Annotated in this window: 10 protein-coding genes; 4 read left to right on the top strand and 6 right to left on the bottom strand. The window is 69.9% G+C overall.

Features of this window, described 5'->3' with window-relative positions; translation table 11 throughout:
- Positions 1–229: 229 nt before the first annotated feature.
- The 4 genes from AB0L25_RS39400 to AB0L25_RS39385 form a co-directional block, all read right to left on the bottom strand.
- Positions 230–1,171 (bottom strand): LLM class flavin-dependent oxidoreductase, encoded by a 942-nt coding sequence (locus AB0L25_RS39400; RefSeq protein ID WP_500178569.1) that lies wholly within the window; start codon positions 1,169–1,171, stop codon positions 230–232.
- Between the two features lie 100 nt (positions 1,172–1,271).
- Positions 1,272–2,054: a 3-oxoacyl-ACP reductase family protein gene (locus AB0L25_RS39395; RefSeq protein WP_500178567.1), complete on the bottom strand. Its 783-nt coding sequence runs from the start codon at positions 2,052–2,054 to the stop codon at positions 1,272–1,274.
- Positions 2,051–2,884 (bottom strand): crotonase/enoyl-CoA hydratase family protein, encoded by an 834-nt coding sequence (locus AB0L25_RS39390; protein WP_500178565.1) that lies wholly within the window; start codon positions 2,882–2,884, stop codon positions 2,051–2,053. Before AB0L25_RS39390 ends, AB0L25_RS39395 begins: the two co-directional genes overlap by 4 nt.
- A gap of 83 nt (positions 2,885–2,967) precedes the next feature.
- Complete coding sequence (locus AB0L25_RS39385) at positions 2,968–3,774, bottom strand: enoyl-CoA hydratase-related protein (RefSeq protein ID WP_500178563.1); 807 nt, start codon at positions 3,772–3,774, stop codon at positions 2,968–2,970.
- Positions 3,775–4,191: 417 nt separating this feature from the next.
- Here AB0L25_RS39385 and AB0L25_RS39380 point away from each other — a divergent pair, with 417 nt between their 5' ends.
- The 3 genes from AB0L25_RS39380 (at position 4,192) to AB0L25_RS39370 (ending at position 7,486) form a co-directional block, all read left to right on the top strand.
- Positions 4,192–5,493: a phenylacetate--CoA ligase family protein gene (locus AB0L25_RS39380; RefSeq protein WP_500178561.1), complete on the top strand. Its 1,302-nt coding sequence runs from the start codon at positions 4,192–4,194 to the stop codon at positions 5,491–5,493.
- A 277-nt stretch (positions 5,494–5,770) separates the two neighbouring features.
- The gene (locus AB0L25_RS39375) at positions 5,771–6,655 is read left to right on the top strand and encodes a crotonase/enoyl-CoA hydratase family protein (RefSeq protein WP_500178559.1); all 885 of its coding nucleotides are present in this window, start codon (positions 5,771–5,773) and stop codon (positions 6,653–6,655) included.
- 45 nt (positions 6,656–6,700) lie between these two features.
- Positions 6,701–7,486: an enoyl-CoA hydratase/isomerase family protein gene (locus tag AB0L25_RS39370; RefSeq protein ID WP_500178557.1), complete on the top strand. Its 786-nt coding sequence runs from the start codon at positions 6,701–6,703 to the stop codon at positions 7,484–7,486.
- Between the two features lie 33 nt (positions 7,487–7,519).
- On the opposite strand, the gene AB0L25_RS39365 is transcribed toward AB0L25_RS39370, so the two are convergent.
- Together AB0L25_RS39365 and AB0L25_RS39360 are read right to left on the bottom strand one after the other, a co-directional pair.
- Positions 7,520–9,166 (bottom strand): class I adenylate-forming enzyme family protein, encoded by a 1,647-nt coding sequence (locus AB0L25_RS39365; protein ID WP_500178554.1) that lies wholly within the window; start codon positions 9,164–9,166, stop codon positions 7,520–7,522.
- A 42-nt stretch (positions 9,167–9,208) separates the two neighbouring features.
- Positions 9,209–10,351, bottom strand: a complete 1,143-nt coding sequence (locus tag AB0L25_RS39360; protein ID WP_500178553.1) for an acyl-CoA dehydrogenase family protein — start codon at positions 10,349–10,351, stop codon at positions 9,209–9,211.
- 125 nt (positions 10,352–10,476) lie between these two features.
- On the opposite strand from AB0L25_RS39360, the gene AB0L25_RS39355 reads away from it, so the two are divergent.
- Complete coding sequence (locus tag AB0L25_RS39355; protein ID WP_500178552.1) at positions 10,477–11,643, top strand: CaiB/BaiF CoA transferase family protein; 1,167 nt, start codon at positions 10,477–10,479, stop codon at positions 11,641–11,643.
- The last annotated feature ends 49 nt before the right edge of the window (positions 11,644–11,692 follow it).

Raw genomic sequence — 11,692 nt, 5'->3', positions numbered from 1 at the left:
GACGCGATCAACGAGAAGAAGAACGAGGGCGCGGCCAAGGAGTCCCTGGAAGTCGTGGACGTCTCCCAGCTCCTGATCCGCTCCATCAAGGGCGAAGGCAGCGCCCCTGAGAAGGAGCCCGTCGCCGCCGAATAAGTCGAGTAACGCCCCTGACAATCCGATCGGAGCCCCTGGTGAGCCTCGCAAGAACGTGTGGCCGCCTCAGGGGCTCCGATCAGGTGTGTGACGATTACCGAGGTCGGGAGCCGACGGTTCCTCGCAGAAGCGCGCGCACGGCCAGAGCCCCTTCGATGGTCGCCCGGGGGCTCGCGTCGCCCGCGATCAGGTTGAAGGACCGGCATCCGGCGTGCACGTACGGCCGCAACGCCGCCGCCACGTCCTCCGGAGTGCCGTACGGGCTGTAGCGCTCGAACTTCTCGAAGGGAGTCCGGTAGAGCTGCTCCATCATGTCGGCGAGCCGTGGGCGGGCGTCCGCCGGGGAGTCGCCGAAGCCGCACCAGACGTGCATGCCGTGCAGCCGGCGATCCATCCGCCGACCGCGGGCCGAGGCGTGCTCGGTGATGCGCGCGCACGAGGCCGCGTACCTTTCGGGAGTGACCCACAACCCGAGCCATCCGTCCCCGTGCTCGGCCGTACGGCGGAGGGCGGCGTCGGACCGTCCGCCGACCACGATGGGCACCGCCGTCTCCGGCTCGGGCCGGATGCTCACGTCGTCGACCGTGAAGAACTCGCCCGATGCGGACACCTCCTCGCCGCGGAGCAACCTCCGGAGCAGCGCCATCGCCTCGTCCATCCGGCGTCCTCGTGTCGCCGGGTCGACGCCGCACGCCCTGAACTCGGCGGGGTCCTCGCCGCCCACCCCGACACCGAAGGCCACCCGTCCGGGAGCCAGCCCCGCGAGGGAGACGACCTGCCGCGCCACGGGGACGGGATGACGCAGCGGCAGCAGGTAGACCGCCGTTTGGACGGTGACGCGAGTGGACAGCGCCGCCAGAGCGGTGGCCTGCAGGAGACCGTCGAATCCCTGGCCCCCCTTGAAGGTCACGTGATCGCCGACGAAGAGCCGGTCCATCCCGGCGGTCTCCGCGTCCGCCACGAACTCGCGCAGTCCCGCCGCATCGTGAAAGAGCTCGTGGGGTACCCGCACCCCGACGGTGATCTCATCGTTCATGCTTCCTCCGTCCGTTGAGGGGCGAGCCGGCCGGCGAGCAGGGCAGGTCGGCGAGCAGGGCAGGACGGCCGAGCTCGCCCGACGGCCCGTGCCCGTCCGGCTAGGCGCCCATGCTGAGACCGCCGTCCACGATGATCATCGATCCCGTGATGTACCCGGCGCGCTCGTCCAGCAGGAACTTCACCGCGTGCGCGAGTTCGTCGGGCTCGCCGCGCCGTCCCAGCGGGATCATCGCCCGGATCGCCTCCTGAGCCGACGCGTCCATTGCATTGGTCATGTCCGTCTCGAAGACGCCGGGCACCACCAGGTTCACCGTCACGCCCTTGCGGGCGACCGATCTCGCCAGGGACCGGGTCAGTCCCAGGAGCCCCGCCTTGGCGGCGGCGTAGCCGGCCTCGACGGGATTGCCCATCGCGGCCGTCACGCTGCCGATGTTCACGATGCGGCCGAAACGCCGCACGGTCATGGGTTCCAGGACCGCCTGTGCGAGGTGGAACGGGCCGGACAGATTGGCGCGGAGGGCGTCGTCCCATTCCCGCTCGGTCATCTCGCGGACCTTGTTCTCGATCAAGAGTCCGGCGTTGTTCACGAGCTGGTCGACCCGGCCGTGCGACGCCAGCACTTCCGCCACCAGTTCTCGGCAGAAGGCGCGGTCACCCACATCGCCCCTGTGCAGTGACAGGGAACCGCCGTCCGACGTCACCTCCTCGGCGAGCCGCTGCGCCGCCCGGTCGTCCCGGGCGTAGACCGCGGCCACATGCGCGCCTTCGGCGACCAAGACGCGTGTGATCGCGGCACCGAGCCCTCGGGTACCGCCGGTCACGACGGCCACGCGGTTCTGCTCAGGTCTCACGTCGTCCGAGCGGCCGGGCGAGACGGTCACCGGCGTGCCGTCCTCTCCAGCTTGGCGCGGACGGCCTCGCGCTGGAGCGTGCTGCCCACGTTCCGTTCCATGAAGGCGCGCTCGGTGCGGAATCCCGCCCGCATGCTCTCGTCGTCCCAAGCCAGGTTCAGCATTCTCTTGGCGGCACGCACCGCATCGGGATTGCGATCGGCGATCTGCGCCGCCATCGACAGAGCCTCCTCCCGCGGATCGGAGCAAACGCGCGTCGCCAGCCCGATGCGGACGGCTTCCTCCCCATCGACTTTCCTGGCCGTGAACGTGAGTTCCTTGGCGATGTCCACCCCGACCAGCCGCGGCAGGATCTGCGTGCCGCACATGTCGGGCGTCAGCCCCCAGTCCATCTCCAGGACGCCCAACCGCGCGTCCGGCGTCACCAAGCGGATGTCGGCGCCGAGGGCCAGCTGCAGCCCGCCGCCGAGCGCGAAGCCCTGGACGGCGGCGATGACGGGTACGTCGAGCAGCTGCCAGATCCAGACCGCTTTCTGGCCGCGCCCGAGCACCAGGCCGGGGACGCCGAACTCGCCGGACTCGGAGGCGGGTGGACCTTCGGTCTCGGCGTCCGCCACCGCTGACGGACGCCAGGGCCGGGCGTCCGCCTGGGCTTGGAAGGCGGAGAAGTCCAGCCCGGCACAGAAGGCGCGGCCCTCGCCCGACAGCACGATGGCACGCAGCCCGGGTTCATGGCGGAGCCGTTCGCCGACCTCGATGAGTTCGGCGAACATCGCGTCGTCGAGCGCGTTGAGCTTGTCCGGACGATTGAGACGCACGTCCGCGACGCCTCCCTCGACTCTGCAGAGCACCCGGTCCATGGTCATCTCCTCGCACCGTCCGGATCCGTTGGCTGATGGAATTCGAGTTCCGCACGCCGGGCGGCTCGCCGCGCCCGGGTTCGTCACCGGCCCGTCCACCGCGGAGATCGTTTCTCGATGAACGCACGTGGGCCCTCGAGCGCGTCGTCGCTCTTCGTGACCTCCTCGTGGGAGGCGTCGTTCAGCGCCCACGCCTCCCGCTCGGCGAGCCCTGCGGAAACGTGCACCAGGGCCTTGCTCGCGCGCACCGCGAGGGGGGCGTTGGCGGCAACGCGCGAGGCGAGTTCGATGGCGGCCGCGAGCGTTTCCGAGGAGCGGACGACCTGGTTGACCAGGCCCCATTGGAGTGCGGTCGCCGCGTCGATCGGATCTCCCGTCAGCAGGAGGTGAAGGGCGCGCCGGGAGCCGACGATGCCCGGAAGCCTCACCAGACCGCCGCCGCTGGCCAGAACGCCCCGCTTGACCTCGGGCAGAGCGAATCGCGCGTGATCAGCGCTCACCACGAGATCGCACCCGAGCATCAGCTCGAGCCCGCCGCCGAAGGCCAGGCCGTTGACCGCGGCGATCAGCGGCGTCGCCGTCCGGGCGCGGACGAGTTCCGATATGACGCGTGGACCGGGCACGGACGGGCTCGCCCGGCCCGCCGACTCGTTGAGATCGCCGCCCGCGCAGAAGGCGCGGTCGCCGGATCCGGTGATCACGATCGCCCGGATCGACGGGTCGGCGTCCGCGTCCGCGAGGGCCCGCTTGATACGGCGTGCCAGGGCCGTCGTTATCGCGTTCAAGGACCGGGGCCGGTTGAGCGTGAGGACGCGGACCGGACCGTGATCCGCGACGAGAAGTTCGTCGGCGACGGGTGCGGAAACCCTGCCGTCGGGCGATGCGGTCATCGATACAGAATAATAGGTTAAATCATTTAAGTCCAGAGAGGCGGGCAGTGATGGGCCCGCATGTCCGCGCGGCCTGGGCCGGTGTCGGGCGTGTCATCGTTCCCGCCAGTTCGTTCCCTGTCGTCAGCGTTAGGTCCGGTCCGGATGCCTGGCGTCCGGTAGTCGATGTCGACGACCCGGGGGTGTGCCGAGCCTTGCCGGCGGCAGTGCTCGTGGCGTGAGGATCGGTGCATGTAACGAAAATAATTCAGCTGAATCAGTTGCCTCATTTTCGCGTAGAGGTGAAGATGCATGTGCCTCAGGTCACATCCGCGACACGTTCGTGCCGCGCGATGCTCCCACCGGCCATGACCGGAGCCGCGTTCCGGTCATGGCCGATCTGAGCCAGCTCGTCCAGGGCCAGAACGAGGAGGGCACATGCCAGATGACAGATATCTCGAGCGTGAGGTGGAGACGATGCCTCGGCACGCGCTCCGGGAGGTGCAGGAGCGACGAATCCTGGAGTTGTTGCCCGTCGCCTACGAGAACTCGTCGTTCTACCGCGAGCTATGGGACTCCCATGGCGTGCACCCACGGGACGTCAAGTCCCTGGAAGGCTTCCAAGAACGCATCCCTTCCTTCAGTAAGGACATGGTGCGCGAGCACCGGGCGCGTACCGGGGACGCCTTCGGGGGCCGGCTGTGCGTGGCCGCCTCGGAGCTGAACTCGATCACGTCCAGCTCCGGGACGACCGGTGATCCCGAGTTCTTCGCGGAGATCTGGGATGGGGCGCCGCCCCTGATCAGCGGTCACCTGCGCGACCTGTGGGAACTCGGACTCCGGCCGGGGGACCGGGTACTGAGCCCTTCGGGCACGTTCCGGAACCTCATGGACTACGGCTACCACGCCCTCGGGGCGGTGGTGATCTCCGCCGACATGTGGTTCGGGCGCATGCGCGAGGTCCTGGAGATCGTCCGGCGTTACCGGCCGGCGTACATGCAGATCATGTACCCCCAACTGGTCGAGCTGGAGCACCTGGGGAACGAGTACGACCTGAAGGAGATCTTCTCGTGCCTCAAGGCGGCCGGGTGCGCGGGGCAGCCGATCAGCCCGCGGATGCGACAGAAGATCCAGGACGAGTGGGGCATCGAACTCTACGAGTTCACGAGCGCCGCCGACACCGGAACCGCGTGGGAATGCCGTGAGCACGACGGCTTCCACCTGTGGGAGGACATGGTCTACGCGGAGTGCCTGGACCCGTCGACCTCCGAGCCGGTGGAGGACCTGGCGATGGGCGAACTGGTCGCCACCGACCTGGACAACCCGGCCGCGCCGCTCATCCGGTACCGCAGCGAGGACCTGGTGCGTCTGACTCGGGACGCCTGCTCGTGCGGGCGCACGCACGGGCGTATGTGGGTGGCGGGCCGGCGGGGCGAAGAGACCCTGGTCCGAGGACGGCTCGTGACCCTGCGCGACGTGTGGCAGGCCGTGGAGGCCGAGCCGGAAACGGTGGCCGGCGTGTTCCAGATCGTCCGGGCCTCGCGTGAGGTCGATCGGCTGCACGTTCGGGTGGGCTACGACCCGTCCGTCACCGGGGACATCGGCGGCCTCACAGAGCGCCTGCGGGAGGGGATCGCCGAACGAACGGGTGTCGAGGCGCACCTGGAACTGCGCACCGAAGAGGAACTGATGTCGACCGTGCGGAGCGCGGCGAAGTTCCCGAGGTTGGTGAAGCGGTGATGGCGCGCAGGGGGACACGCCGGTCATTCCGGCGCGCCCGGACACGGCCGGCCGGTGGCGCGACGCCGGAGTGCCGTCCGGGATCGTGGCTCCGCTGAACTCGACCTGGACGGTGCCGGCCCCGGACGCTTCACGAGTGCCGTCCGGCGGAACGCCGTGAACGGGCACCGGCAGAGGCCGCATCGATCTCCGTGCCGGTTGCCCCCTGCCGAGCATTACAGTTGAATAGTATAACTAATTGCGAAGCAGGTCGTATCCGAGACGAGGGAGAGTGGGCGTGCCAGCGCTGCCGGAGCGAGAGTACGAGACGCTGCTGACGGAATCGACCGATCGTGTCCTGACGATCACGCTCCATCGCCCTGACAGGCTGAACGCCTTCACACCACAGATGATGGCCGACCTCCTCTCGGTGCTCGACATGGCCGATCGGGAGGACGAGGTGCGCGCCGTCATCGTCACCGGCGCGGGACGAGGCTTCTGCGCGGGCGCCGATGTCAGCGGCGGAGGAGGCTCCTTCGACCATCGGAAGGCGGGTCCCGCCCACCGGGACATCGGGGGCCGGGTCGCCCTGCGCCTGTACGCCTGCACCAAACCGGTGATCGCGGCGATCAACGGCCCCGCGGTCGGGGTCGGTGCGAGCATGACCCTGCCGATGGACATCCGCCTCGCCTCGACCACGGCACGGTTCGGTTTCGTCTTCGCCCGTCGCGGGATCGTCCCCGAATCGGCGTCGAGCTGGTTCCTGCCGAGGGCGGTGGGAATGCAGCGTGCGATGGATTGGGTCGCCACCGGGCGGCTGTTCGGCGCGGAGGAGGCGCACGCGGCCGGTCTCGTGCTGTCGCTGCACGAGCCGGACGACCTGCTGGAAGCCGCTCGGGGGATCGCGCGCGAGATCGCGGAGAACACCGCGCCGGTCTCGGTCGCGCTGGCCCGCCAGATGATGTGGCGCATGCTCGGTGAGCCGCATCCCATGACGGCGCACCGGCTGGATTCGCGGATCATGAGTCAGATCGGAGGCGGACCGGACCCGGCCGAGGGCATCGAGTCCTTCCTCGCCAAGCGCGCACCGGACTTCCCCGGGAGGGTGAGCTCCGACATGCCCGGCATCTACCCGTGGTGGGACGAGGAGGAGTTCCGTCCGTTCGACGAGTACGGGGAGTGACGCGTGAGCACGTCTTGACATGAACAGCCGAACGAAGGAGATGTGATGGCGGACGTCGTGGTCGAGGATCGCTCCGACGGCGTGCGTGTCGTCAGGCTGAACCGGCCGGACCGGCTCAACGCGCTGACACCGGACATGGTCGGTGACATCGTCGACGGCATCAGCGGTGTCGGAGAACAGCGGGCGGTGCTCGTCACCGGGACCGGCCGAGGGTTCTGCGCCGGTGTGGACATCGCCGGCGCCGACGAGCGGCAGCGCGGCCGGAGCAACGCGGACGCCCTCCTGGTGCAGGAGAGATTCTCCGAGATGATCCGCATCGTCGCGAACGCGCCGGTCCCGGTGGTGAGCGCGGTCAACGGGCCGGCGGCGGGCGCGGGGCTGGGCCTCAGCCTCGCGGGCGACATCAGGATCGCCGGCCGGTCGGCGCGCTTCATCATCGGCGCCCCCAACATCGGGCTGTCCGCGGGGGAGTGCGGCATCAGCTACTTCCTGCCGCGCCTGGTCGGGCTGGGCCGCGCGGCCGACATCATGCTCACGAATCGGCACGTGGACGCCGGTGAGGCCCTCGAGATCGGCCTCGTCAGCCGCCTCGTCGACGATGACGAGCTGTCCGAGGCGGCGGACGAGATCCTCGCGGCGATCACCGCGCTCAGCCCGTTCGGGCAGAAGATGACCAAGCAGGTCTACCGCAGGAACTTCGATGCGCCGTCGCTGGAGACGGCTCTCGAGCTGGAGAACCGGACGCAGATCCTCGCGAACGCCACGGCGGACGCGGCCGAGGCGCGCGCGGCGTTCCTGGAGAAGCGCGCACCGGTGTACACCGGCCGGTGATCCGCGTGGACGCGCGGATTTCGATGGTGACCATCACGCCGGGGGAGCGATCGAACCGTCCGTGTCGTCGGAGGCCCCTCGGGAGCGACCCAACAGGCCGTCCCGCAGGACGTGTTTGCGTATCTTGCCCGAGGCGGTCAGCGGGAAGGAATCGACGACGTTCCAGACGCGCGGCACCTTGAACGCCGCGATCCGCGACCGGGCGAACGCTTCCAGTTCGTCCGGCTCTGCGGTGGTCCCGGGAACGAGACGGACGAAGGCCGCCACCTTCTCCCCGAGCCGCTCGTCGGGCAACCCGACGACCGCCACGTCCGCTATGGCGTGATGCGAGAGCAGCGCCTCCTCCACCTCTCGCGGATAGATGTTCTCCCCGCCCCGAATGATCACTTCCCGGCTGCGTCCGTGGATGCGCAGTACACCACGGGCGTCCATGCTGCAGATGTCGCCGGTGTGCAGCCAGCCGTCGGCGTCGATGGTCCGTGCGGTCTCCTCCGGACGGGCGTGGTAACCGATCATGTTCAGGGGCGAGCGGATCAGCAGCTCGCCGTGCTCGCCCAGCGCGGCGGTCTCACCGGTTCCGATGCGGACGACGCGGGCCTCCCGGTGGGCGCACGGGCGGCCCAAGGTCTCGGCTTTCGTCACATCGTCGTCGGACAGGCGTGTGGACGTCGCGTAGGGGGCCTCGGACTGCCCGTAGGCGATGGCCAGCCGCGCCCCCAGTTCGCGTTCAAGGCGCCGGATGAGCTCGGGCGGAACGGTCGAGCCCCCGCCGCAGACCACGCGGAGGCTGCTCAGGTCGCGCGTGCGGAGGTCGGGGCAGGCCAGGATGTCGGTCATCATCGTGGGGACGAGCCCGAGGATCGTGGCCCGCGACCGTTCCACCAGTCGCAGGACGGTCGCGGCGTCGAAGGACGGTGCGAGGACGAGCGTGCCGCCGACCGATGCGGCGGTCAGCACCGCGCAGACCGACGCGCCGACGTGGTTGAGCGGGAGCGGACTGCAGTAGATCTCGTGGGCCGGTGGCCGGTGCAGCATCGCCATGCCGTACCTGCCGCTGTTCACGCAGGCGACGTGGCTCAGGATCGCCCCCTTGGGGGTCCCCGTGGTGCCGGACGTGTACTGGATCAGGAACGGCGAGCCGGGGGCCGGCGAGGGCAGCGTGCCCGGTCCCGGCCGCGGAGCGGAACGCCAGGCGTCCATGCCGAGGACCGGGCACGGTGTCGGCAGGGCCGCCGCGAGCGCGGTGGCCCGTTCCCGCAGCGGCCTCCCGCGGAAGGACTCGGCCACCAGAAGCAGCCGGGCCCCGGAGTCGCGCAGCTGGTGGGCGGCCTCGGTGTCGGTGAGGGCGGTGTTGATCGGTACCAGCGGCGTGCCGGCCAGCGCCGCCCCGTACTCCAGGACGACCCAGTCGGCCGAGTTCGCCGACCACACGGCGACCGGGTCCCCGGTCGCGACCCTGCCCAGGATGAGGTGTGCCGCGCGTTCTGCCGCCTCCAGCAGTTCCCGCCAGGACATCTCCCGAAGGTCTTCTCCCTCCGGCCACATCAGCGCGGCACGGTCCTCGTGAAGCGCCGCCATGTCGCGGAGCAACTGCCCGACCGTCGTCTCCCAGAGGGGCTCGTCGTCGTCCGCCGGTCGATGTGCGACGGTGAGAGGCAGCGGGTCTTCGGGTCCGGCCATGGCGGTGTCCTCACGGGACGTCCGGTGACGGTCGTCCATCGGTCACAGGCCGAGCGAGCGGCCGACGATCTCCTGCATGATCTCCGACGTGCCGCCGAAGACGCGCTGGACCCGGTTGTCGCGCCAGATGCGGGCGATCTCGTACTCGTTGACGTAGCCGTAGCCGCCGAAGAGCTGCATGCAGCGGTCGATGACCGCCCACGCGGTCTCCGACGTCCAGTACTTGGCGGCCGCCGCGTCTTCGGCGGTCAGATGCCCGTCCACCAGGGCCATGGTGCAGCCGTCGACGTAGACACGGGCGGCGTCGAGCTTCGCGCGCGCGTCGGCGAGAGCGAATCTGGTGGCCTGGAAGCTGCCGATCGGCTGCCCGAAGGCGGTGCGCTCGCCCGCGTACTGCAGGGCGATCGTGAAGGCGCGTTCCGCCGCGGCGAGGGAGGAGACGGCGATGGCGAGGCGCTCGGTGGGCAGGTTGCCCATCATGTGGTAGAAACCGCGCCCCTCCTGCCCGATCAGGTTCTCCGCCGGGACCCGCACGCCCCGGAAGAACAGCTCGGCGGTGTCCTGCGCCTTCATGCCCACCTTGTCGAGCTTGCGGCCGCGTTCGAACCCCTCGGCGCCGCGCTCCACCACGATCAGGCTGATGCCCTTGTGCCCGGCCTCCGGGTCGGTCTTGCAGGCGACCACCACCAGGTCCGCGAGGATTCCGTTGGTGATGAAGGTCTTGGAGCCGTCGATCACCCACTGGTCGCCGTCGCGCCGCGCGGTCGTCCGGATGCCCTTGAGGTCCGATCCGGCGCCGGGCTCGGAGAGGGCGAGCGCGCAGATCGTCTTGCCGCGGACGATGCCGGGCAGCCAGCGGGCCTTCTGCTCGTCCGTGGTGAGGTTCATCAGGTACGGGGGGATGACGTCGTTCTGGAGGCCCAGCCCGATCCCCACCGACCCGGTCGCGGCCATCTCCTCCGCCATGATCGCGTTGTAGCGGAAGTCCCGGACGCCCTGACCGCCGTACTCTTCGGGGAACTCCCAGCCGATCAGCCCGGCCTTGCCCGCGGCCGTCCACGCCTCCCGGCTGACCTGGCCCGCGCTCTCCCACTCCTCGGCGTACGGCGCGCACTCGCGCTCGAAGTACGTGCGGGCGGTCTGGCGGAAAAGCTCGTGTTCCTCGCTGAAGATCGTTCGACGCATCGGCCTGCCTCCGGACGGGACGGGGGATCGGTCCTCACGGCGGCTGGCCGTGAAGGTTGACGATAGATTAGTGTATATAGCTAAATGATTCATAGATGCTTCTGAAGAGAGCGGATGGAGGTCCCGTGCGGCCGCTTGAGGGTTACCGGGTCGTCGAACTCGGAACGTGGGTCGCGGCTCCGGCGGCGACCACGATGCTGGCCGACTGGGGAGCGGACGTGATCAAGGTCGAGGCGCCGTCCGGCGACCCGTTCCGCTACACGCTCAAGCTCGTCGGCAAGGACATCGAGGCGGCGCCGCCCTTCGAAGCCGACAATCGGGGCAAGCGCAGTGTCGTCCTGGACCTGCGCGAGGAGCGGGACAGGGCGACGATGGAGCGGCTGCTGGAGCGCTCTGACGTCTTCGTGACCAACATGCGGCCCAAGGCACTGGAGCGTCTCGGGCTCGACCCGGAGTCGGTCAGGGCCCGGCACCCGCGCCTGGTGGTCGGCACCCTGACCGGATACGGCTGGTCGGGTCCCGACCGCGACAGCGCAGGGTACGACGTGTCCGCCTTCTGGGCGCGGTCCGGCATCGCGTCGATGCTGAACCCGGAGGGGGAGGCCCCGCCCGCCATCCGTCCGGGCATGGGCGATCGGGCGGCGGCGTCCAATCTCGTCGCCGGCGTGCTGGCGGCGCTGCTGCGGCGGGAGCGCACGGACGAGGGCGGAGTCGTGGACGTCTCGCTGCTGCGTTCGGGGACCTACGCCATCGGGAACGACCTCGCCCTGCAGAACTACTTCGGCAAGCGGGGGCGCACCCGGCCCCGCACCGAGCACGAGACGCCGCTGTACAACTGCTACCGGGCGAGGGACGGACGCTGGTTCTGGCTCGTCGCCCTCGAAGGCGATCGCCACTGGCCCGGCCTGCTCGAAGCACTGGGGCGGGAGGACCTCGGACGGGACGAGCGGTTCGCGACCGCGAGGTCCCGGGGTCGGCATCGGCGCGAACTGATCGAGATCCTCGATGACGAGTTCGCCCGGCGACCGCTGGACGACTGGGCGGCCCGCTTCGAGACGGCGCACGTGTGGTGGGCTCCGGTGCAGACGCTCTCCGAGATCGTCGCGGACCCGCAGGCCGACGCGATCGGCGCGTTCGTCGAGCAGCCGGGGATGGGCGGAGCGCCCCCGCTGCGAACCGTCGCCGTTCCCGTCGGCTTCTGGGGAGTGGAGGACGGGCCCCGCGCGGGGGCCCCCGTCCTGGGCGAGCACACCGCCGAGGTGCTCGGAGAACTCGGCGCACCCTCCGCCTGACATCCGCCGCCGCGGCCGCGGGACGCGGCGGCCCTCGTGAAAGGACCAG

Origin of the sequence: Spirillospora sp. NPDC052242 (assembly GCF_040679555.1) — a bacterium.
Lineage (GTDB): Bacteria > Actinomycetota > Actinomycetes > Streptosporangiales > Streptosporangiaceae > Spirillospora.
Note: the sequence above shows the minus strand (reverse complement) of the source record. Positions and strands in the feature narration are given on the sequence as shown.